This is a genomic window from Bradyrhizobium sp. CCBAU 51627 (assembly GCF_028128765.1).
Lineage (GTDB): Bacteria > Pseudomonadota > Alphaproteobacteria > Rhizobiales > Xanthobacteraceae > Bradyrhizobium.
In genome coordinates, this window is sequence record NZ_LBJG01000087.1 from 81,911 (window position 1) to 104,129 (window position 22,219).

24 protein-coding genes are annotated in these 22,219 nt (G+C 63.6%); 14 read left to right on the top strand and 10 right to left on the bottom strand.

What is annotated here, in order from left to right; all coding sequences use genetic code 11:
• The first annotated feature begins 23 nt into the window (after positions 1–23).
• Entirely contained in the window at positions 24–443 is a 420-nt protein-coding gene (locus tag XH88_RS31795; RefSeq protein ID WP_271672165.1) for a hypothetical protein, read from the top strand.
• A gap of 207 nt (positions 444–650) precedes the next feature.
• Complete coding sequence (locus XH88_RS31800; protein ID WP_271672166.1) at positions 651–1,499, top strand: Crp/Fnr family transcriptional regulator; 849 nt, start codon at positions 651–653, stop codon at positions 1,497–1,499.
• A gap of 4 nt (positions 1,500–1,503) precedes the next feature.
• Here the strand turns inward: XH88_RS31800 and XH88_RS31805 are convergent, their stop codons facing one another.
• Entirely contained in the window at positions 1,504–2,385 is an 882-nt protein-coding gene (locus XH88_RS31805; RefSeq protein ID WP_271672167.1) for an HpcH/HpaI aldolase/citrate lyase family protein, read from the bottom strand.
• Between the two features lie 112 nt (positions 2,386–2,497).
• Here XH88_RS31805 and XH88_RS31810 point away from each other — a divergent pair, with 112 nt between their 5' ends.
• Complete coding sequence (locus XH88_RS31810; protein ID WP_271672168.1) at positions 2,498–3,139, top strand: carbonic anhydrase; 642 nt, start codon at positions 2,498–2,500, stop codon at positions 3,137–3,139.
• 68 nt (positions 3,140–3,207) lie between these two features.
• On the opposite strand, the gene XH88_RS31815 is transcribed toward XH88_RS31810, so the two are convergent.
• The gene (locus XH88_RS31815) at positions 3,208–4,242 is read right to left on the bottom strand and encodes an aspartate-semialdehyde dehydrogenase (RefSeq protein ID WP_271672169.1); all 1,035 of its coding nucleotides are present in this window, start codon (positions 4,240–4,242) and stop codon (positions 3,208–3,210) included.
• 116 nt (positions 4,243–4,358) lie between these two features.
• Between XH88_RS31815 and XH88_RS31820 the strand changes: the two genes are divergently transcribed.
• The gene (locus tag XH88_RS31820; RefSeq protein ID WP_271672170.1) at positions 4,359–5,147 is read left to right on the top strand and encodes a hypothetical protein; all 789 of its coding nucleotides are present in this window, start codon (positions 4,359–4,361) and stop codon (positions 5,145–5,147) included.
• Between the two features lie 157 nt (positions 5,148–5,304).
• A complete protein-coding gene (locus XH88_RS31825) occupies positions 5,305–5,685 on the top strand; it encodes a hypothetical protein (protein WP_271672171.1) in 381 nt (126 codons plus the stop codon).
• 52 nt (positions 5,686–5,737) lie between these two features.
• On the opposite strand, the gene XH88_RS31830 is transcribed toward XH88_RS31825, so the two are convergent.
• Together XH88_RS31830 and leuB are read right to left on the bottom strand one after the other, a co-directional pair.
• Positions 5,738–6,373 (bottom strand): DapH/DapD/GlmU-related protein, encoded by a 636-nt coding sequence (locus tag XH88_RS31830; RefSeq protein WP_271672172.1) that lies wholly within the window; start codon positions 6,371–6,373, stop codon positions 5,738–5,740.
• Between the two features lie 119 nt (positions 6,374–6,492).
• Positions 6,493–7,605: a 3-isopropylmalate dehydrogenase gene (gene leuB / locus XH88_RS31835; RefSeq protein WP_271672173.1), complete on the bottom strand. Its 1,113-nt coding sequence runs from the start codon at positions 7,603–7,605 to the stop codon at positions 6,493–6,495.
• A 221-nt stretch (positions 7,606–7,826) separates the two neighbouring features.
• On the opposite strand from leuB, the gene XH88_RS31840 reads away from it, so the two are divergent.
• Positions 7,827–9,038, top strand: coding sequence for a YbfB/YjiJ family MFS transporter (locus XH88_RS31840; protein ID WP_271672174.1), 1,212 nt, complete (start codon positions 7,827–7,829; stop codon positions 9,036–9,038).
• Here XH88_RS31840 and XH88_RS31845 read toward each other — a convergent pair.
• The 4 genes from XH88_RS31845 to XH88_RS31860 form a co-directional block, all read right to left on the bottom strand.
• Positions 9,035–9,817 carry a molybdopterin-binding protein gene (locus XH88_RS31845; RefSeq protein WP_271672175.1) on the bottom strand — a complete coding sequence of 261 codons (783 nt, stop codon included), beginning with the start codon at positions 9,815–9,817 and terminating at the stop codon, positions 9,035–9,037. The genes XH88_RS31840 and XH88_RS31845 overlap by 4 nt on opposite strands.
• Before the next feature lie 14 nt (positions 9,818–9,831).
• Positions 9,832–10,461: a cytochrome b/b6 domain-containing protein gene (locus XH88_RS31850; protein WP_271672176.1), complete on the bottom strand. Its 630-nt coding sequence runs from the start codon at positions 10,459–10,461 to the stop codon at positions 9,832–9,834.
• A 183-nt stretch (positions 10,462–10,644) separates the two neighbouring features.
• A complete protein-coding gene (locus XH88_RS31855; protein WP_271672177.1) occupies positions 10,645–11,199 on the bottom strand; it encodes a fasciclin domain-containing protein in 555 nt (184 codons plus the stop codon).
• A gap of 307 nt (positions 11,200–11,506) precedes the next feature.
• Positions 11,507–12,268 (bottom strand): SDR family oxidoreductase, encoded by a 762-nt coding sequence (locus XH88_RS31860; RefSeq protein WP_271672178.1) that lies wholly within the window; start codon positions 12,266–12,268, stop codon positions 11,507–11,509.
• Between the two features lie 95 nt (positions 12,269–12,363).
• Between XH88_RS31860 and XH88_RS31865 the strand changes: the two genes are divergently transcribed.
• Positions 12,364–13,893 (top strand): malonate--CoA ligase, encoded by a 1,530-nt coding sequence (locus XH88_RS31865; protein WP_271672179.1) that lies wholly within the window; start codon positions 12,364–12,366, stop codon positions 13,891–13,893.
• A gap of 198 nt (positions 13,894–14,091) precedes the next feature.
• On the opposite strand, the gene XH88_RS31870 is transcribed toward XH88_RS31865, so the two are convergent.
• Positions 14,092–14,952, bottom strand: coding sequence for a sulfite exporter TauE/SafE family protein (locus XH88_RS31870; protein WP_271672180.1), 861 nt, complete (start codon positions 14,950–14,952; stop codon positions 14,092–14,094).
• Between the two features lie 522 nt (positions 14,953–15,474).
• On the opposite strand from XH88_RS31870, the gene sdhC reads away from it, so the two are divergent.
• From sdhC to XH88_RS31890, 4 genes are all read left to right on the top strand, one after another.
• Entirely contained in the window at positions 15,475–15,876 is a 402-nt protein-coding gene (gene sdhC, locus XH88_RS31875) for a succinate dehydrogenase, cytochrome b556 subunit (protein ID WP_194465440.1), read from the top strand.
• Positions 15,873–16,277: a succinate dehydrogenase, hydrophobic membrane anchor protein gene (gene sdhD / locus XH88_RS31880; protein ID WP_271672181.1), complete on the top strand. Its 405-nt coding sequence runs from the start codon at positions 15,873–15,875 to the stop codon at positions 16,275–16,277. Before sdhC ends, sdhD begins: the two co-directional genes overlap by 4 nt.
• Before the next feature lie 3 nt (positions 16,278–16,280).
• The gene (gene sdhA, locus XH88_RS31885) at positions 16,281–18,116 is read left to right on the top strand and encodes a succinate dehydrogenase flavoprotein subunit (protein ID WP_271672182.1); all 1,836 of its coding nucleotides are present in this window, start codon (positions 16,281–16,283) and stop codon (positions 18,114–18,116) included.
• A 96-nt stretch (positions 18,117–18,212) separates the two neighbouring features.
• On the top strand, positions 18,213–18,995 hold the full coding sequence (locus tag XH88_RS31890) for a succinate dehydrogenase iron-sulfur subunit (protein ID WP_057752396.1): 783 nt from the start codon (positions 18,213–18,215) through the stop codon (positions 18,993–18,995).
• Between the two features lie 182 nt (positions 18,996–19,177).
• Here the strand turns inward: XH88_RS31890 and XH88_RS31895 are convergent, their stop codons facing one another.
• Positions 19,178–19,531 (bottom strand): hypothetical protein, encoded by a 354-nt coding sequence (locus XH88_RS31895; RefSeq protein WP_271672183.1) that lies wholly within the window; start codon positions 19,529–19,531, stop codon positions 19,178–19,180.
• Positions 19,532–19,781: 250 nt separating this feature from the next.
• On the opposite strand from XH88_RS31895, the gene XH88_RS31900 reads away from it, so the two are divergent.
• From XH88_RS31900 to XH88_RS31910, 3 genes are all read left to right on the top strand, one after another.
• The gene (locus tag XH88_RS31900) at positions 19,782–20,513 is read left to right on the top strand and encodes a hypothetical protein (RefSeq protein WP_271672184.1); all 732 of its coding nucleotides are present in this window, start codon (positions 19,782–19,784) and stop codon (positions 20,511–20,513) included.
• Between the two features lie 50 nt (positions 20,514–20,563).
• Complete coding sequence (locus XH88_RS31905) at positions 20,564–20,812, top strand: hypothetical protein (RefSeq protein WP_271672185.1); 249 nt, start codon at positions 20,564–20,566, stop codon at positions 20,810–20,812.
• A 477-nt stretch (positions 20,813–21,289) separates the two neighbouring features.
• Entirely contained in the window at positions 21,290–21,964 is a 675-nt protein-coding gene (locus tag XH88_RS31910; RefSeq protein WP_271672186.1) for a class I SAM-dependent methyltransferase, read from the top strand.
• Positions 21,965–22,219 lie beyond the last annotated feature (255 nt).

The following is a 22,219-nucleotide window of genomic DNA, read 5'->3' on the forward strand; positions in this document are numbered from 1 at the left end:
CACGAGCCCAATGGAGCTTCGCTATGAGCACCGCAAGCAGGCCCTATCCCATCGTCCAGGATCTCATCGAGTCCTTTGCCGGCTGGCTGAAGCACCGCCGCGAGCTGAACGAGTTGCGACGGCTCGATCGTTTCGATTTCGACCGGATCGCGAACGATCTCAGGATCGCGCCTGATGACCTCGAGGAGCTGGTCCGTCACGGCAAGCACTCCGCCGACGAGCTGCCGAAAATGCTGGATCAGCTCGGCATCAGCGCGGAACGACTAGGCCAGGTGCAGCCGCTGTTGTTGCGCGACATGGAGCGGGTGTGCTCGCTCTGTCAACACAAGGCACGATGCGACCGCGAGCTTGCCGACGGCACTGCTGTCGAGAATTACCACGGCTATTGCGGCAACGCCGCGACGCTGGAATCGCTCGACCGCGCGGAAATCGCCCCGCACTGATCGACCTTTGCGATGGTTGGTCGCGCGTACAGCAGAGCTCTCAGCTTGTCAGCACCTCGCCGGGCGGCAACGGGGTGTAAATAGTATGACAAATGCAAGATTCGGCTTGCAGGGCCCTCGCCCGGAATTGTCCGTGCTTGATCTCGACCAATGCCTCTGTTTGGATGATGATCGTTCGGTAATTCGTATCTCGTATCCCGGATCATCATGGTGAATGAAATCGATGGATTCCGTCGTTCATTGGGCGCCCCTTCACAAGGAAGCGTCGTGACCGCCCACTGCGCTGGTACCGGGAATCGGCTTCTGGCGGCGTTACCGCCGGCGGATCTCGGCCTGCTTACGCCCTACTTCCAGAAGGTCTCGTTCGAGCCCGATGCCGTGCTGGTGCGCTCGGGCGATGAGCTCGACCCGGTTTATTTTCCCCATAGCGGCGCCATCGCCTTCATGCTCGATATGCCGGACGGGCAAACGGTCGCAACCACCCTGATGGGACGGGAAGGCGCCCTGGCCTCGTTCTCCGTGCTCGGCCCGTCGCTTTCATCCGTGACTGCGGTAGCTCGCGTGGCCGGCACAGCGTCGCTGATTTCCGCCGCCAGGTTTCGGGCTGCCTTTGCCCAAAGCGCCGCCATCAGGAACATCGTACAGGTCCACGCCCGCGCGGTGTTGTTGCAGCTCCAGCACGTCGCTGCTTGCAACGCGCTGCACCGGGTGGATGGCCGCATGGCGCGGTGGCTGCTGCAGCTTCACGACCGCGTTCCCGATGGCCGGCTTCCGGTTACGCACGATGCGCTTGCGCAATTGCTTGGGGTGCGACGGACGACAGTGACACTGACGATGAGCAAGCTGCGCGAGGCCGGCGCCGTCCCGTCCGACCGGCGCGGGTTCGTCGAAATCGATCGGACGCGGCTCGAGAAGGCCGCATGTCATTGTTATGCGCTGATGCAGCGCACGATCGATCGGATGTATTGCCAGGAACTGGCCGCACCGGCGCCTGCTCACGGCGAACAGAACATCCCCGCCTTGCGCAGAACAGCGGACGTCGCTTGTCCGCGTTGATGCCTTAACCCTTCCCCATCGCAGCGATCGCATCCGCGATCGCGATCGTGCGCCGCGCCATGTCGGCGTGCAGGCGCTCAACCATCGCCCCGTCAAGGCGGATCGCGCCGCGCGAGACATTTTCAGGCAGCTCGAAGGCCGCGATGATTTTTCGCGCGCGCGCGACTTCCTCTTCCGGCGGCGTAAAGATCGCGTTGCACGCTTCGATCTGCGAAGGATGGATCAGCGTCTTGCCGTCGAAGCCGAGATCGCGCGCTTGCGCACATTCGGTGGCAAAGCCGTCGGAATTGGCTATGTCACTATAGGGGCCATCGAGGATCTCGAGGCCAGCGGCGCGCGTGGCCAGGATGCAATGGGTGATCATCGGGATCATCGCGGCGCGGCCGGGCAGCATCTTGATCCGCGTCTCGCGCGAGATGTCGTTCGGACCGAACACGAAGCCCGACAGGCGCGTCTTGGGATCGCGACCGGCCTCGGCCAGCTCCTCGGCATGCAGCACCGCGCGCGCGGTCTCGATCATCGCCCAGACCTTCACTGTCGGCGCCGCGCCGAGCCTGGCGAGGTCGCGGCCGATGGTCTGCAGATCTTCGATGCTTGAAACTTTTGGAACCAGGATGCCATCGGGCGATGCCTTGGCGGCCATCGCAACGTCATCGGCCCACCATTGCGTGTCGAGGCCGTTGGTGCGGATCAGGATCTCGCGCTTGCCGAAACCCTTGGCGGCAATCGCGGCGGCGATGCCGTCGCGCGCAACCGCCTTGGCGTCAGGGGCGACGGAATCTTCGAGGTCCAGGATCAGGCCGTCGGCGGCAAGGTTCCGCGCCTTTTCCAGCGCACGGGGATTGGAGCCGGGCATGAACAGATGGCTACGGCGCGGGCGGGTCATGCTGATGGTCCTTCCGGTTTCCTCACGCGGGCTATTGACTGGACGCGATAGCATCTGGCCTGCCTATTCGGAAGGCTTGTTCGCGCTAGCGGTATATGATTAGGCATAGGCCATGATCACATTCCCGAAGTCCTTGCTGGAAGGCTACAGGGCCTTCGCCACCCAGCGGCTCCCCGCCGAGCAGAACCGCTATCGCGAACTGTCGGTGAGAGGGCAGTCACCCGAAGTCATGGTGATCGGCTGCTGCGACAGCCGTGTCTCGCCCGAGGTGATCTTCGACGTCGGCCCCGGCGAATTGTTCGTCGTCCGCAACATCGCCAATCTGGTGCCGACCTACCAGCCCGACGAGAACGCCCATGGTGTCTCGGCGGCGCTGGAATATGCGGTGACGGTGCTGAAGGTGAAGCACATCGTGGTGCTCGGCCACGCCCAGTGCGGCGGCATCCGCGCCTTCGTCGACAAGATCGAGCCGCTTACGCCCGGCGACTTCATCGGCAAGTGGATGCAGATGTTCATCAAGCCCGGCGAGGTGGTCGAGCAGCGCAACCACGAGACCATGGCGCAATTCGTCGAGCGTATCGAAAAGGCGGCCGTGTTCCGCAGCCTCGAGAACCTGATGACGTTCCCGTTCGTGCGCAAGGCCGTCGAAGGCGGCCAGATGCAGCTGCACGGCGCCTATTTCGGCGTCGCGGAGGGAACGCTGTTCGTGCTCGACAAGGCGAGCAAGGAATTCAACAGGGCGAATGCCGAGTAGGGAGTGGCGAATGGCGCGTTGCGAATGGAAAATCCATTCGCCATTCGCTACCCACCACTCGCCTCGTTTCAAGCCGCCTGCTTCTTCGCGCTGATCAGCTTGCGGTTGATCAGGACTTCCGCGATCTGAATCGCGTTGAGCGCGGCGCCCTTGCGCAAATTGTCGGACACGCACCAGAGCACGAGACCGTTCTCCACCGTCGCGTCCTCGCGGATGCGGCTGATATAGGTGGCGTCCTCGCCGGCCGCTTCGTACGGCGTCGCGTAGCCGCCGGGCTCCTGCTTGTCGATGACGAGGCAGCCGGGCGCCTTGCGCAGGATCTCGCGCGCGTCGTCCGCACTGATCGGATTTTCGAACTCGATGTTGACGGCCTCGGAGTGGCCGACGAACACGGGCACGCGCACGCAAGTGGCGGTGAGCTTGATCTTGGGATCAAGAATCTTCTTGGTCTCCGCCATCATCTTCCACTCTTCCTTGGTGAAGCCGTCCTCCATGAAGACGTCGATGTGGGGGATGACGTTGAAGGCGATGCGCTTCGGGAATTTCTTCGCGATCAGTTCGTCATTGGTGTAGACGGCCTTGGTCTGCGAGAACAATTCGTCCATCGCATCCTTGCCCGCGCCCGACACCGATTGATAGGTCGAGACCACGACGCGCTTGATGCCAGCCTTGTCGTGCAGCGGCTTCAGCGCGACCACGAGCTGCGCGGTCGAGCAGTTCGGGTTGGCGATGATGTTCTTCTTCTTGAAGCCTTCGGTCGCGGCCGCATTCACCTCGGGCACGATCAGCGGCACGTCCGGGTCCATGCGCCAAGCCGAGGAATTATCGATCACGACGGCGCCGGCGGCGCCGATCTTCGGCGACCATTCCTTGGACACTGACCCGCCTGCCGACATCAGGCAGATGTCGACGTCGGAGAAATCGTAATGCTCGAGCGCTTTGACCTTCAGGGTGCGGTCGCCGTAGGACACCTCGACGCCGACGCTGCGGCGCGACGCCAGGGCCACGACCTCGTCCGCGGGAAACTTGCGCTCATCCAGGATGTTGAGCATTTCCCGTCCGACATTCCCGGTCGCGCCGACGACTGCGACTTTGTAACCCATCGTTCACTCTCCGATGAAAAAGCCCGTTCCTGAAGCTGACGCTTAAACAGGAAGAGCAGCGCTTCTATGCGAGAACCAGCCTCAAGACAACGTTGGACCATGCCTTAGGGACGTGGATGCAGTCGCCCGAGGCCGGCCCGGCCGTCAGCCCCACCCAGATCCACCTGACGCTCGCCAACTTCGCCGACGAGGTCGTCGGCACGCTGGCGCGCCTGTTCGCCTATGTGGGGACGCTCGCTCTGTTTGCCATCCTCGCCGTCGCGGCGCTCCGTCAGCTGCCTGATTTGCGCGACGATGAGCCCGCCGAGAAGCCGGGCTGGGCCGAGGCCTCCCGCTCGCATCCGGCCTTCGCACTCAGCCGATTAGATTCGTCCGAGAAAACAGCCTCTTATACCATCTTCCGGCATCCTGAAGGCGGCCGGCGCGACGTCATGCGCTGGGCCGGCGATGCCGACAAGCCGGTGGCCGAGCTCGAGATCTACCGGGAAGGCAACGAGTTCGACGTCACGCGTCCGGCCGCCGCCGGCCTCGCCGTCCGGATGGGCCTGGATGCGGCCACCGCGCTCGAGCAGGCCGGCCTGATCGATACCAAATTCGGCCCCGTCGCCCTGTTCCGGCCATCAGAGACCAATGCAGGCACGTCAGCCTGCCTGGGCTACCTCAAGCGCAATGAAGAGCCGGGCTTGCAGATCTCCGGCTTTTCCTGCCAGGGCGACACGATGCCGGCCCGCCGTGCGGCGGTCGCCTGCATGCTCAACCGGCTGACGCTGCTGACCTCGGGCAACGAGCCGAAGCTGGCCGAATTGTTCGCCCATGCCGAGCTGAAGCGCCGCTTCTGCGACGCGCAGGGCCCGGCGGACTGGCTGCTGGGCGCCGCGAACGCGCAATTGCGCGGGACGCTTTGACCGGCATCAAGCACAAGTGGCTGGCATCCATGCAACTTTTGCCGATACGCCCGATTATTTCCGGGCCGGTGTGACCCAATAGACCTAGTTGCGGCCACCTCGGCCGGGCTAGTATGGGGTGAAATCGACTGGCGGCATGCCGCCTGAAGGGGACGTGATGAGCTCGAATTTCTCTGTCAAATTGGCGACCTGGCTTGCGGCGGGTGCCGTTGTCGCTGTGGTCCTCGCGGCGCCGGCCTCGGCCGACACCAGGACCAAGCAGCGCTTTGACGATCGCGGCCGTCACTATTACGGCCCGAGTGGACCCAACGCCGTCTACCAGCAGGGCCGCACCCGTATCTATGTCAGCAAGCGCTCCTGGCTCGACGGCGGCACCGAGGTCAATCCGGGCGATCGCAAGTTCACCGACTACGCCTTCCCCCCGGCCGTGGGCTATCCGTCCTTCGCCCGCGAAAACCTCAACCGCCCGATCGACCGCCAGCCGCTGGCGACCCCTGCCGATGTCGGCGGCTATCCGCAGAATTTCCCGCTGTACTGAGGGAAACGCAGCGACCGAATCAAAAGGCCGAGCTCACGCCCGGCCTTTTTGTTTACGCGTTGGCTGCCGGATCGTAACGCCGGCAAAACTCCTCGATCGCCTCCGAGCGGAAATCGGCGAGGCGCTCGAAGATCAATTCGTCCGGCCAATCCCACCAGGCGATGCGGCGCAGGCTTGCCGCGACAGCATCATCGAACCGCTTGCGGATGGGGCGCGCGGGAACGCCGCCGGCGATGGTGTAGGGCGCGACATCGCGGCTGACGACGGCGCCTGCGGCGATCACCGCACCATCGCCGACGGTGACGCCGGGCAGCAGGATGGCGGCGTGGCCGATCCAGACGTCATTGCCGACGATGACCCGGTCCCCGCGGCGCTCCGCGAAGAAGTCGCGGTCGCGGCTCGCGCCCGCCTCGTAATATTCGGGGACGTAGGTAAAGCGATGCTGCGACGGGCGACCCATGGGATGATTGGGCGCGCCGATCCGCACGGAGTTTGCGATGGCGGTGAACTTGCCGATCACGGCGTCAGCAACATCACAGTGCTCGCCAAGATAGGAGTAGTCGCCGAGCGCAGCATATTCGATGCGCGTATGGGCGAGAATCTCGCAGCGCCGCCCGATCTGCGCTTCGCGCTGGCGCACCGTTTCATGGATGAATGTTTCCGCGATCTTGGGGCGGGGTGAGTCCATGAGATGGTTTCCAATGAGGCCTTAGCCCGGATGGAGCGAAGCGCAATCCGGGAAACTCTACCCGCGGAGGGAGAACCCGGATTTCGCTTGCGCTCCATCCGGGCTACGGCTCGTCCGCCTTACGCGTGCAGCTTCTGCAATTCCTTCAGGATCGCTTCGCCCATCTGCGTGGTCGATACGGCGGTGGTGCCTTCCGACTTGATGTCGGCGGTGCGAAGACCGCTGGCGAGTACGGCAGCAATCGCCGCGTCGACCTTGTCGGCGAGCGCGCCCATGTCGAAGGAATAGCGCAGCGCCATGCCGAAGGACGAGATCATCGCGATCGGATTGGCGAGGCCCTTGCCGGCAATGTCGGGCGCCGAGCCGTGCACCGGCTCGTACAGCGCCTTGCGCTTCTTGGTCTTGACGTCGACCTCGCCGAGCGAGGCCGAGGGCAGCATGCCCAGCGAGCCGGTGAGCATCGCCGCGATGTCGGACAGCATGTCGCCGAACAGATTGTCTGTGACGATGACGTCGAACTGCTTCGGCCATTTCACCAGCATCATGCCGCCGGAATCGGCGAGCTGGTGCTCGAGCGTGACGTCAGGGTATTCGCGCTTGTGGAGCGCCGTCATGACCTCGTTCCAGAGCACGCCCGACTTCATGACGTTGCGCTTCTCCATCGACGTCACCTTGTTCTTGCGCTTCCTGGCAAGCTCGAAGGCGACGCGGCCGATGCGCTCGATCTCATAGGTGTCGTAGACCTGGGTATCGATGGCGCGCTTCTGGCCGTTGCCGAGGTCGGTGATGGTCTTGGGCTCGCCGAAATAGACGCCGCCGGTGAGCTCGCGCACGATGACGATGTCGAGGCCCTCGACCGCCTCGCGCTTCAGGCTCGAAGCGTCTGCCAGCGCCGGGTAGCAGACCGCGGGGCGAAGGTTGGCGAACAGAGCGAGATCCTTGCGCAGGCGCAAGAGGCCGGCTTCCGGGCGGACCTCGTAGGGCACCGCATCCCACTTCGGACCGCCGACTGCACCGAAGATCACGGCGTCGGCGGCCTTGGCCTTGGCCATGTCGCCTTCCGAGATCGACACCTTGTGAGCGTCATAGGCGGAGCCGCCGACGAGGCCGGTATCGGTCTCGAACTTGGCGACGCCTGATGAATTGAGCCAGTCGATCAGCCGCTTCACCTCGCCCATCACCTCGGGGCCGATACCGTCGCCGGGGAGCAGCAGCAATTTGTGGGTCGCCATGGTCGTTCTTCCTCAGATTTGTCTCGTCATTGCCGGGCTTGATCCGGCAATCCAGGCCTCTTGAATGATGGATGCCCGGGTCAAGCCCGGGCGTGACGAACGGGGATGAATTTCGGCCGGAGTGCTAGAGCGGCGTTGCGCGCTTGGCAAGACACCATTGCCGCCGCGCGGCTGTGCAAGGCGGGCAGGGCCTGCCACACTGCGGCTCGCCGGAGTATCCCTTGCTAGCCCCTGACCGTCCACCCGTCGCCCATCCCGCACGGCTGATCCTGACCCTGTCGCTGGCCGCAACCGTCGGCCTCGGCATCGGCCGTTTCGCCTATGCGCTGGTGCTGCCCGACATGCGGGAGACCCTCGGCTGGTCCTATTCCGCGGCCGGGTTCATGAACACGATCAACGCCGTCGGCTACCTCGTGGGCGCGCTGGCAGCGTCCCGGCTGATCCAGCGCGTCGGCTGGTCGGCCGCGATCCGCTTGGGAACCGTGGCCTGCGTCGCCGCGCTCGCCACCTGCGCGCTGACAGGGAATTTCATCGCGCTGAGCCTGGCGCGCCTCGTGCTGGGCCTCGGGGCCGCAGCCGGCTTCGTCGCCGGCGGTGCGCTGGCCGCGACGATTGCGCAATCGCGGCCGGAGCGGGCCAATTTCCTGCTGAGTCTGTTCTATGCCGGACCCGGCGTCGGCATTCTCTCCTCGGGGCTGATCGCGCCGTTCACGCTGCAGCATTTCGGCCCGGGCTCGTGGTGGATCGTGTGGTGGGCGATGACGCTGCTCTCGGCCGCGATGACGGTGCCGCTCTTTCTGGTCCGCATCGAGAGCCGCGCGCGCTTCTCCGAAGACAGCCACGCATCCTTCGCCATTGTTCCCGTGCTGATCTATCTCGCCGCATATTTCCTGTTCGGCGCCGGTTACATCGCCTACATGACCTTCATGATCGCCTATGTGCGCGATGCCGGCGGCGGCGACGCGGCGCAGGCCGCGTTCTGGGGCCTGATCGGCCTTAGCGCCTTCGTCACGCCCTGGGCGTGGCGCGGCGTGCTGGCGCTCGACCGCGGCGGCCTCGCCACCGCGATCATCCTCGGCACCAACGCGCTGGGTGCGGCCCTGCCGATCCTCGGGCATTCGCCTGCCTGGCTCGGAATCTCGGCGGTGGTGTTCGGCGTCGCCTTCTTCGCCGTGGTCGGCTCGACCACCGCCTTCGTGCGCTTCAACTATCCGCCGGAGGTATGGCCGACCGCGATCGCGGCGATGACGATCTCGTTCGGCGTCGGCCAGACGCTCGGCCCGATCGTGGTCGGCGCGATCACTGATGCGCTGGGAAGTCTCACCTACGCGCTGAATGTGTCGGCGGCGTTGCTGGCGTTGGGGGCGGTGCTGGCGTTGTGCCAGCGGAAGGTGGGGCCGGCGAAATCACCGGTGCCACGGCAGCGGAGTTAGCTCCCGCTGAACGAATTGTACCCCTGGTCTTCCCAATAGCCGCCCTTGTAGTCGTTGGTGACTTCCATCGACACCACGTATTTCGGGTTCTTGAAGCCGAGCTTCGTCGGCACGCGGATCTTCATCGGGAAGCCGTAGGCGCGCGGCAGGATCTCGTTCGCGTATTTGAACGTCATCTGCGTCTGCGGATGCAGCGCGGTGCGCATGTCCAGCGGCGAGTTGTAGCCGTCCTTGTCGGCGCACTGGAACCAGACGTATTTCGCGCGGGTGTCGGCGCCGATCAATCTGAGGAAGTCGCGCAAGGGCGTGCCGGTCCAGCTGCCGATCGCGCTCCAGCCTTCGACGCAGATGTGACGGGTGATCTGCGTGACCTGCGGGAGTTGATAGAGCTCCTTCAGCGTCCAGGATTTCTTGTTGTCGACGAGGCCGCGCACTTCGAGCTTCCAGTCGTCGCCGTCGACATCAGGCGCGTCGTCGAGATCGTAATAGGCGTTGAACGGGAACGGCTTTGTGATCGCGCTCTCGGGGAAGGTCGGTGCCAGCGCATCAGGATTGAAGATGAAAGCCTGCACGGCGTCGTTGAACTTCGAGACGCTTTTCAGCATCTCCTCGGCTGAGGACGAGTCGACGACATCACAGCCCGTGAGCAGCGTCAGCGCGCCGAGACTGGCGCCGCCCGCGATGAAGCGACGACGGGTGAGATCCGGCATTGTCTTGAGGGAGTCCTTGATCAGCAGCCGCTTGTCGACGCCGGGGATCAGGAATGAACGCTTGGCCATGATGGTTCTCCTAATCAGCGACCGATGATCATCGCCCGCAGGCTCTTCGGCACCAGCAGCGCGAGCAGAACGTGAATGACGAGGAAGGCGCAGATCGCCGCCATGCAGAAGAAATGGACATAGCGCGCGGTCGGGTAATCGCCGAACAGCATCACCAGATAGTAGAGTTGCACCGGCTTCCACATCGACAGGCCCGACAGCACGATCAGCACGCCGACCACGATTATGCCGGCATAGAGCAGGCGCTGGACGTAATTGTAGACCGTGAGATCGTCATGTCCGAGCTTGAAGGTCAGCGCCGCCCTGACGTCGTGCAGCACGCCCGACGGCGTGATCGGCAGCAGCTTTTTGCGGAAGCGGCCGGTGGCGAAACCGGTGACGAGATAGGCGAGGCCGTTGACCATCAACAGCCACATCGCCGCAAAGTGCCAGAGCAGGCCGCCGCCGAGCCAGCCGCCCAGCGTGTACTCGCGCGGGAAGCTGAAGCCGAACAGCGGCGAGGCGTTGTAAATCTGCCAGCCCGACAGGATCATCAGGATCATGGCGACCGCGTTCGTCCAGTGCATGACGCGGACCCAGACCGGCTGGATCACCTTGGCCCTGGTGGCGCTGATCTGCTCGTCGGTCATGGTAAGGCTCGACATGCTGGTTCCGTCCTGAAAATCGTCTGCTACCGAATATACGCCGATGCTTCCGCTTTCGTTACGCCCAGCGGGCCATGGAATCGATGCCCGCAGGCTATCACAGTCACAAAAAAGCGAGCCGGGCGCCCCCGGCTCGCCGTTTGATCGCGTCCCGTTCGGGGGATGAAACCGGGCTGCGCGGGGTTACGTCGCCGGCATCAGCACGGTGTCGACCACATGGATCACGCCGTTGGACTGGTTGACGTTGGAGATCGTGACCATCGAGGTGCCGCCCTTGGCGTCGATGATCCAGACCTTGCCGTCCTGCTTCTTCACCGTCAGTTCCTCGCCTTCGGCCGTCTTCAGCTTCTTGCCGTCGGTGAGGTCGGCAGCCTCGAGCTTGCCGGGCACGACATGGTAGGTGAGGATCTTGGTCAGCGTCGCCTTGTTCTCGGGCTTGACCAGATTATCGACGGTGCCGGCGGGCAGCTTGCCGAAGGCGGCATTGGTCGGCGCGAACACGGTGAAGGGGCCCTTGCCTTCCAGCGTCGGCACCAGGCCGGCCGCCTTCACCGCCGCAACCAGCGTGGTGTGGTCCTTCGAGTTGACCGCGTTTTGGACGATGTTCTTCGACGGGAACATCGCGGCGCCGCCGACCATGACGGTCCTTTCCTCGGCCCGCGCGGGCCCGATGACGGTCGCGGTGATGGCCAGCGCGCTGAAGGCAGCGGCAGTGAGATAGGCAATGCGCTTCGACATGGAGAGTCTCCCGATTTCGATGTGACCGGCAATGACCGGCGTTTGCGTTGGGCAACAACGGCGTCCGCGACAGTTTGACGTGAGGCAGCAGCGCGTCGTTGGCCGAACTACGGGAGAGTTTGCGAAGGGGTTTCGAGGAATAATTTATTGTGATGGGTGAAACTATGGGGAGGCGTGATCGTGTGGTGGCTCAGCCGTCATGATGACGGGGTGTAGCCCGGATGGAGCGAAGCGTAATCCGGGGTTGTCACGTGCGGATCCGCCTGTCCCGGATTGCCCTTCGCTCCATCCGGGCTACGACCTCGCTTCAATCCCTGTTGTTCGGCGTCTGGATAAACCCGCGATTGTGCGTCGGGCTGATCAAGAGCTCGTTGATGCAGACGCGCGGCGGCATCGATGCGATGAACGCGATGGTGCGTCCGAGATCTTCCGGCTGCAGCATCTTGGCCTGCTCCGCCTCGCTCGGCACCACCGGGCGGAGCTTCAGAATCGGCGTCGCCACCTCGCCCGGCATCAGGCAGCAGGCGCGCAGGCCGTTGACGCATTCGTCCATGTTGAAGGAATGGGTTAGCGCCAGCACCGCATGCTTGGTGGTGGTGTAGGCCGGGCCCGGCATCTTGGAGACATGGCGCCCGGCCCAGGACGAGACGTTGATGATCGAGCCGTCCTGCTGCTTGCGCATCGCCGGCAGCACCGCGCGCATGCAATAGAGCACACCGTTGAGATTGACCTGGACCAGCTTGTCCCAGCCCTCCAGTTCCATGTCCCTCCAGCTGCGCTTGGGGACGTTGATGCCGGCATTGTTCACGAGCAGGTCGATGCGGCCGTGCTTCGCGACGATGTGATCGGCGGCCTTCTGGGCCGCGGCCGCGTCGGCGACATCCAGCGCGAGCGCTTCGGCGGTCCCGCCCGCCCCGGTGATCTTCGCGACCACGCCATCCAGGGCGTCCTTGCGCCGGCCGGACACCACCACCGTCCAGCCGTCGGCAGCCAACGCCTCGGCGCCGGCCTCCCCGATCCCGCTGCCGCCGCCCGTGACCCAGGCCACGCGTTTCCCTGATTTGGTCATGCCAACTGTCTCCGTTGCTTCATCGGGGCGGTTTTTGCTAATCCAGCCCTCGGTTTTGACCGGCCTTGTCAGTCTTGCGGTCGAGGAAATCTTGCATGAACCACGCAGCCAACGCCAATTTGTTTTCCCGCCTGTTCGACGGCCTCGACGATCCCAAGCGCCTTGCGATCGAGACCCAGGACGGCGCCCAGATCAGCTATGGCGATCTGATCGCGCGTGCCGGCCAGATGGCGAATGTGCTGGTCGCGCGCGGCGTGAAGCCCGGCGACCGCGTCGCGGTGCAGGTGGAAAAATCGGTCGCCAATATCGTGCTGTATCTCGCAACGGTCAGGGCGGGCGCGGTCTACCTGCCGCTCAACACCGCCTATACGCTCAACGAGCTCGACTATTTCATTGGCGATGCCGAGCCGGCGCTGGTGGTGTGCGATCCCTCCAAGGCGGAAGGCCTTAGCCCCATCGCGGCCAAGGTGAAGGCCAAGGTCGAGACGCTCGGAGCCGACGGCAAGGGTTCGCTGACCGAGGCCGCCGACAAGGCGAGCTCCGAATTCACCACGGTGCCGCGGGCGAACGACGACCTTGCCGCGATCCTCTACACGTCGGGCACCACGGGCCGCTCCAAGGGCGCGATGCTCAGCCACGACAATCTGGCGTCGAACTCGCTCTCGCTGGTCGGCTACTGGCGCTTCACCGACAGGGACGTGCTGATCCACGCGCTGCCGATCTACCACACCCACGGCCTGTTCGTGGCGACCAACGTGACGCTGTTTGCGCGCGCGTCGATGATCTTCCTGCCCAAGCTCGATCCTGATCTCATCATCAAGCTGATGGCGCGCGCGACGGTGCTGATGGGCGTGCCGACGTTCTACACGCGTCTGCTGCAAAATCCCGCGCTGTCGCGCGAGACCACCAAGCACATGCGGCTGTTCATCTCCGGCTCGGCACCGCTGCTCGCCGAGACACATCGCGAATGGTCGGCACGAACAGGTCACGCCGTGCTCGAACGCTACGGCATGACCGAGACCAACATGAACACGTCGAATCCCTACGACGGCGAGCGCGTGCCCGGCGCGGTCGGCTTTCCCCTCCCCGGCGTCTCGGTGCGCGTTACCGAGCCCGAGACCGGCAAGGAATTGCCGCGCGAGGAAATCGGCATGATCGAGGTGAAGGGCCCGAACGTCTTCAAGGGCTACTGGCGTATGCCGGAGAGAACCAAGTCCGAATTCCGGCCCGACGGCTTCTTCATCACCGGCGACCTCGGCAAGATCGACGCCACGGGCTACGTGCACATCCTCGGCCGCGGCAAGGACCTCGTGATCTCAGGCGGCTTCAACGTCTACCCCAAGGAAATCGAGAGCGAGATCGACGCCATGCCGGGCGTGATCGAATCCGCCGTGATCGGCGTGCCCCACGCGGATTTCGGCGAGGGCGTCACCGCGGTGCTGGTTTGCAACAAGGACGCCGAGGTGAGCGAGGCCTCGGTGCTGAAGGCGCTCGACGGCCGGCTCGCGAAATTCAAGATGCCCAAGCGCGTCTTCGTCGTCGACGAACTGCCGCGGAATACGATGGGCAAGGTGCAGAAGAACATCCTGCGCGAGACCTACAAGGATATTTACGCGAAGAAATAGAAGCGAATGCTCCGGGGGTTGGGAGACATGGAACTCGAGCAGGCAGTCCGGATTAACGATCGTCTCCTTGATGCCTGCGCGGCATTAGACAAAGCCCGAATGGCTATTGCGGGACTTGGCAAAGCCGAGCAGCCATGTCTCCGGTCTAAACATCAAGTCGGGCGATGACAGCGGAATGTGTGGTGCGGTCTCAGATCGTCATTGCCCGCCCAACAAGCTCATCACAAACCTACTGCCCACGATAAACAGATAGCACCCGAACGCGACCTCCAGCGTGCGCTTCGACATCGCATGCGCGGCTCGCACGCCGAGCGGCGCGGTGACGAGGCTCATCGGCATCACCAGCACGGCGCCGATGAGCGAGACGTAGCCGAGCGCGAAGGGGATTTGCAGGGCCGTGACGGATGGATAGGTCGCGGCCGCCGGCCAGCCGGCATAGATGTAGCCGAGCGCGCCGGGGATCGAGATCAGCACGGCCAGCGCCGACGAGGTCGCGACCGCCTGATGGATGGGGCGGCCGTAGAAGGTCATCAGCAGATTCGAGAACAGGCCGCCGCCGATGCCCATTAGCGTGGACAGGATCCCGACGCAGAAGCCGTAGACGCCCATCAAGGGGCCCTTGGGCAGATCGTCGCCGAACTTCCAGCCCTCGCGCGCGAAGATGAGACGCGCCGCCGCGGAATAGGCGACGGCGACGAACACGATCTTGAACAGTTTCTCCGGCGCGTAGCGCGCGATCACGCTGCCGGCGACGACGCCGACGACGATCGGCAACCACCACACGCGCAGGATCGTCATGTCGACCGCACCGCGCTTGTAATGCGCCTGGAACGACCGGATCGAGGTCGGGATGATCACTGCGAGCGAGGTGCCGATGCAGAGCGGCATGCGCACCTCGAGCGGGACGCCGGCGATGCGGAAGCATTCGTAGAACACCGGCACGAGAATCGCGCCGCCGCCGATACCGAACACGCCGGCCAGGAATCCCGAGAGCGCGCCGGTTGCGATCAGCAACAGTGCGAGCTCGGTGATCTCCTTGATGTCGAGACCTGCAATCACCCCTGACCTGCCCCGGCGACTGTTCGCAGAGCCTCCAGAACGTGCGCCCGGGTTCGTCTGCCAGACAAGCTGTAGGCGATCCGAGTTCCTCGGTCGACATGCCGTGCCCGCCGTCTGGGGTGGAATGCAGGGTGCGCATATCCTCCGCGGGGCGGAAAAATGGATGGGCAGGGCGGAAATCGGGATTGGAGCGTCGGCCATCCGCTCCGGCGTCGGCGTCATGACGAGATCGGTTCGAACCGTGACCCGCCGGCAGCGGCTTGGAGCCGTTCCAATAGTGATTTCAATGCGCCTCGACCGCCGTCACAAGAGATGAATTTGTGTTCTTTTGTTCGTCGGCACGCCATCGCTCTGGTATACCAAGCCTCTGATTGGCCTTGGTTCATCAGCGTTCTAGAGTTGAACGGCGGTTCGATTTATGGCGATTTGGTGATTGCGCAGGCCAAATCGACTCCGTAAATAGAGCCGACCTTTCGCGATCCCCCGCGCCCCATGCTGGGCCGCAACCAACATCAAAAGCCCATGACCGCACGGATCGAACGACCGCTTTCACCACACATGCAAGTCTACCGCTGGACGTTGACGATGGCGCTGTCCATCGTTCATCGCGCCACCGGTATCGCCCTCTATGTCGGGACCCTGCTGCTGGCCTGGTGGCTGATCGCGGCGGCGTCAAACTCCGCCGGCGCCTATGCCAATGTGCAGGCCTTCACCGGCAGCATCATCGGCCGCCTCATCGTGTTCGGTTATACCTGGGCGCTGATGCACCACATGCTGAGCGGTATCAGGCATTTCGTGTGGGACCTCGGCTTCGGCTTCAAGGCCAATGAGCGCGAAGCGCTGACCTGGGCCGCCCTGATCGGCGGCATCGTTCTGACGATCCTGATCTGGATCATCGCCTACGCGATCGGAGGTGTACGATGAGCGCAACCGATACGCCCAGGCGCAGCATGCGCACCCCGCTCGGCCGCGTCCGCAATCTCGGCGCCGCGCATTCCGGCACGTCTGACTTCTGGCGCCAGCGCATCACCGGCGTCGCCATGACGCTGCTGATGATCCCGGTGATCGTCGTCGTCATGATGCTGCTCGGCAGCAACCAGGCCGGCGCCAAGCTGATCCTCGGCTCGCTGCCGATCGCGGTGATCATGCTGCTCTTCATCATCGCCAGCGCCTGGCACATGAAGATCGGCATGCAGGTCATCATCGAGGACTACGTTCATAACGAGAAGCTGAAGCTCGTCTCGATCATGCTCAACAACTTCTTCTCGATCGCCGTGGCGCTCGCCTCGACCTACGCGATCCTGAAGCTCGCATCCGGAGTGTAACCCATGGCCACCACAACGAATGGCACGGGCAACGGCGCTCCCGCCACCAACGGCAAAGTCTATCCGATCGAAGATCACACCTACGACGTCGTGGTGGTCGGCGCCGGCGGCGCCGGGCTGCGCGCCGTGGTCGGCTGCAGCGAGGCGGGCCTTCGCACCGCCTGCATCACAAAAGTGTTTCCGACCCGCTCGCACACGGTTGCAGCGCAGGGCGGCATCTCGGCTTCGCTCGGCAACATGCACAAGGACGACTGGCGCTGGCACATGTACGACACCGTGAAGGGGTCGGACTGGTTGGGGGATCAGGACGCGATCGAATACATGGTGCGCAATGCGCCGGCAGCCGTCTACGAGCTCGAGCATTGGGGCGTGCCGTTCTCGCGCACCGAAGACGGCAAGATCTACCAGCGCCCGTTCGGCGGCATGACCATGGACTTCGGCAAGGGCCAGGCGCAGCGCACCTGCGCGGCTGCCGACCGCACCGGCCACGCCATGCTGCACACGATGTACGGCCAGTCGCTGCGCCACGCGGCCGAGTTCTTCATCGAATTCTTCGCCATCGACCTGATCATGGATGACCAGGGCGCCTGCCGCGGCGTCATCGCGCTGAAGCTCGACGACGGCACGCTGCATCGCTTCCGCGCGCAAACCACGATCCTGGCGACCGGAGGCTACGGCCGTGCCTACGCCTCCTGCACCTCGGCCCATACCTGCACCGGCGACGGCGGCGGCATGGTGTTGCGCGCCGGCCTGCCGCTCCAGGACATGGAGTTCGTCCAGTTCCATCCGACCGGCATCTATGGTGCGGGCTGCCTCGTTACCGAGGGCGCCCGCGGCGAAGGCGGCTATCTCGTCAACTCCGAAGGCGAGCGCTTCATGGAGCGCTATGCGCCGTCGGCGAAAGACCTCGCCTCGCGCGACGTCGTCTCGCGCGCGATGACCATCGAGATCCGCGAAGGCCGCGGCGTCGGCAAGAAGAAGGATCACATCTTCCTGCATCTCGACCACCTCGATCCGAAGGTGCTGGCCGAGCGGCTGCCCGGTATCTCCGAGTCCGCAAAGATCTTCGCCAATGTCGACGTGACGCGGGAGCCGATTCCGATCGTACCGACCACGCACTACAACATGGGCGGCATCCCGACGAACTATCACGGCGAAGTGCTGACCAAGAAGGACGGCGACGACAATGCCGTGGTCCCCGGCCTGATGGCGCTGGGTGAAGCGGCCTGTGTCTCCGTGCACGGCGCCAACCGCCTCGGTTCCAACTCGCTGATCGACCTTGTCGTGTTCGGCCGTGCCGCAGCGCTGCGCTGCGCCGAGAAGCTAACGCCCAACGCCGAGCAGCCGGAGCTGCCGGCGAACTCGGCAGAACAGGCGCTCGGCCGCCTCGACCATTTCCGGTACGCCTCCGGCGGCACGCCGACTGCGAAGCTGCGCGAAGGCATGCAGCACGTGATGCAGAACAACTGCGCGGTGTTCCGCACCGGCGAAGTGCTGAGCGAGGGCCAGAACCTGATCGCGAAGGTCCATAGCGGCATCACCGACATCGGCGTGTCCGATCGCTCGCTGGTGTGGAATTCGGATCTGGTCGAGACGCTCGAGTTCGACAATCTGATCTCGCAGGCGGTGGTGACGATGAACTCGGCCGCCAACCGCACCGAGAGCCGCGGCGCACATGCGCGCGAGGACTATTCCGAGCGCGACGACAAGAACTGGATGAAACACACGCTGGCCTGGCTGGACGATGCCGGCAAGGTCAAGATCGAGTACCGCCCGGTTCACGACTACACCATGACCAACGACGTGCAGTACATCCCGCCGAAAGCGCGCGTGTATTGATCATTGTCATTGCCGGGCTTGACCCGGCAATCCATCCTTTGAGGATGGATGCCGGGTCGAGCCCGCGCATGACGGAAGAAACCAGAGGCAGGACTAATGGTTGAATTCGCACTTCCGAAGAACTCGAAAATCACCGGCGGCAAGACCTGGCCGAAGCCCGCGGGCGCGACCGAGACGCGCGAGTTTCGCGTCTATCGCTGGAATCCCGACGACGGCAAGAATCCGAGCGTCGACACCTATTACGTCGACGTCAATGATTGCGGTCCGATGGTCCTGGACGGCCTGATCTGGATCAAGAACCACATCGACCCGTCGCTGACCTTCCGCCGCTCCTGCCGCGAAGGCGTCTGCGGCTCCTGCGCCATGAACATCGACGGCCAGAACACGCTGGCCTGCACCCGCTCGATGCACGACGTGAAGGACGGCGCGGTGAAGATCAACCCGCTGCCGCACCAGCCTGTGGTGAAGGATCTGGTTCCCGACCTGACCAATTTCTATGCGCAGTATGCCTCGGTCGAGCCGTGGCTGAAGACGACCTCGCCGACGCCGCAGAAGGAATGGCGCCAGAGCCACGAGGATCGCGAGAAGCTCGACGGCCTCTACGAGTGCATCCTGTGCGCCTGCTGCTCGACCTCCTGCCCGAGCTATTGGTGGAACAGCGACCGCTATCTCGGCCCCGCGGCCCTGCTTCAGGCCAACCGCTGGGTGTCTGATTCGCGGGACGAGGCCACCGGCGAGCGGCTCGACAATCTCGAAGACCCGTTCCGGCTCTATCGCTGCCACACCATCATGAACTGCGCCAAGGCCTGCCCGAAGGGCCTGAATCCGGCCGAAGCCATTGCCGAACTCAAGCTCAAGATGGTCGAGCGTCAGATCTAAGGCCTTTTTCCATGCGACGACCCCCGGTGTAATCGGACAACAAAGTGCGATTTAGACAATAAAGTTCTTACTAGACAAAATAGTCCTTTCTGGTCGCAGCTATCGAGCCACAAGAGCGGGCCAGTTAGCTGTGATCATCGGACAATCTTAAGGCGCCGCGGGTGCGCTGCATCGACAGCGCGTCAGCTGGCGGCCTCCTCAGGCCACTGCGCCAGGATAGCGTTTAGGAGCGAGCCATAGACCCCACCCATTCCGTGGCAAGTCAGCGCATGCCCACCGCGGCCCTTCTTCGTCTGGTAAAATGGCATGCCCCATAGCCGGACGGCTGCAGTTTTCCGGCTGTCCCCCTCGAGCTTGAGATAGATCCTCCACACCGCTCCCCCGCTGGTCCCTTCATAGTCTCCGGGCAGCGTGAAATCCGGATAATCCGTCGGCACGAAATCGAATAGGTCGTAGCCGCCGGTGGTGCGCTCGCCCGAAACTGTGCCGTTCGATGCGCCGTTCGCAAGTTGCTGCAAATGGCGAGAGGGCGGCATTCAGAACGAAGTAGTGCGTTATATGGGCGGTGACGCGAGCTCGAAGCAGGCCCCTTCCTTGAAGCATAGGCAATTTTCCCTGGGGACAAATTCCTGAATGACGCATCTTGAGAGCTTAGCTTCCCACTGCGATTTGCCCGCCACTTTTGATCCGGCCATGCTGATGTGTCGCCGCCGACCAGATAAACCCGGCGGTCCCGAAGCCGGATCTGCTCGCGGGCAAAGTGCCCGGCAAAGGAAGGAGCAAGCTATGATCGAGCGTGAGGAATTGCGGGAGCGATCAGTCTTCAACAGGATCAAAGCGATCTTGATCGATCCCCAGATGAAGTCGGTCGCCAGAATCGACATCAGCAAGAATGCGCGGCTGACCCACTATTTCGGCGCGAAGCCGCGGGCGGCCATGAAATTTCCGAAGGGCGACGTCTTGTTTGCAGGAATCGAAGAGTGCGAGGAGGCGTTTACAGTTGGAGGATCTCGGCCGATCCCGGGACCTGCTCTGATCGTCGGCCGGCGCAGCGGACCCGGGGAGCGCGGTCCGGTACACGTTCGCCTTGCCGAGGTGGTCACGATGGTCCGTTGGACAACCGTAGATGTGCTTCCCAAGCCGCCCGCCACCGTGCGAGCGATCGTGATCGATCCGGAGCAGGGTCAAATCGATGAAGTGGTGATCGCAGCAAACAGGCTTGCGCTGGTGGGCGTATTGGGTGGCCAAGTCGATTCGTACATGCGGGTTCCGGGGAACGACCACGTTGTGTCGTCCGCGACCGGCCCGGCAACGCCTTGGTCCTGGCGAAAGGATGATCTGACGTTCGCCTCGCGATGCGTGCTAGTCGGTCACGATTCAGAGACCGGCTATCTAGCCGATGCTGTGACATCCATAGAGAACCTGCGGAACAGCGTTGCGTTTCGGGGACCTGACGGAAATTGCTGGACCAGCTACGCGGATCGTAAGGCGCAGGCGGAACGGTCGCCGGTGGAGTAGGTCGCTCGGGCGGGCTCGATGCACTCGCGAGATGTGGTCTTTGATTTTCGATGCGCGAAGAGAAGGAATGGATGGGTAAGCCGCGCACCTATTCGTGCTGGGACACGTCGGTAAAGATTCAGGAGGCTGGTCACGGGCTCGGAGTCTACGGGAAGACCTACGAGGGCTTCCCGGGAGGAGGTTACACGCTCACCGGCGACCCGATCAGGATCCATATGACACCAAGCATCCGGTTTCGGATCAAAGATGTCGATGCAGCCATTGCCGAGGCTGATCGCCGCGTAAACGAGCGGGTCTGATCTGTGGAATCATCATTGACCGATACACTCAAACCCACTTGAGGACTGAGCGCACTCGTCGGCGTTGGAACCCGGAGCCGTATAACATTCCGCGCGCTGCCGTCCGGATCATGGTTCAAAGCGAATAGTTGCCGTTACGGAAGACGACGGAGAAAGTGGGACTCACGGATGCGCGGAAATCCGCCGAAAAACAAGGATCCCAGGAAAGCCCGGCCGCGATTTGTGACCACCGCTGTGTACCACCTGACGGGCCGATTCGGCCGTAAATCTCGGGTGATCTCGGGGCGATCGAGGATCGTAGGAGCGGATCCCAAGGCGCCCCCAAGCTCATTTTTGGACGCCCGTCAGTTTGCTGGGGCCCGAGCCGTCCCATTCGCGATCTTTCCAAGTGGAATTTGCAGCCGCTCTGCGTCCGCCTTCGCGGTGCGAGACGGTTTCGTGCTAGTCATCAGGGGACCGAGACAGCGACGGCCCGCCTTGACAGCCACGACCATTGCCGACCCGCAATCCTTCATCCGCGCCAACACCCGGCTGCGGTCGGTGCCGCTGGTGCCGGAAATCGCGGTCTTCCTCGCCGATGAATCGTTGCCGCTCTGGCAGCAGACCGAGAACGAGCTTAACGAGGCCGGCCTTCCCCCACCCTTCTGGGCCTTTGCCTGGGCCGGCGGCCAAGCGCTGGCGCGCTACGTGCTCGATCATCCCGATACCGTGCGAGACCGGCGCGTGCTCGACATCGCTTCTGGCTCCGGACTCGTCGGCATCGCGGCGATGAAGGCCGGCGCGGTCGGGGTGACCGCGTCCGACATCGACGCCTTCGCGATCGCGGCGGCCGAACTCAATGCGGAGGTCAATCAGGTCCACCTCACGTCGTGCGGCAAGGACGTGCTGGACACTCAACCAAATGACCGATGGCAGACCATCCTCGCGGGCGACATTTTCCATGAGCGGGACACCGCGGCGCGTACCTTCGCATTTCTGGCAAATCACGCGCGCGCCGGCGCGACCATCTTGATCGGTGACCCCGGGCGCTCTTTCCTTCCGAAGGCAAAACTCGTCCGACTCGCCGACTATCGCGTACCGGTGACCCGCGACCTAGAAGACGCCGAGATCAAGCATACGGCGGTTTGGACCATCTCGCCGGATTCTCTGTAAGTTGCGGTGTGGGGCGTCAGTCGTGGTCTCGACGAACTCAGGCGCGCAACAGTGCAAGCACCATCAGATCGAGGGCGGCGTCGAGGTCGCCGCGTTCGAGCGCGGCTTCCAGATATTGCCTAGCGCTGATCGGTGGAAGAATGGTCGGAAGCTAGGAACGTCGCTTCGTGGAGATCGGGCAGGAGCGACCTGCAGCAGAATCGGGGGTGGCGGTCAATCGTCGTGCGGCGCGGCAGCACCAGGTCTACGAAGCCT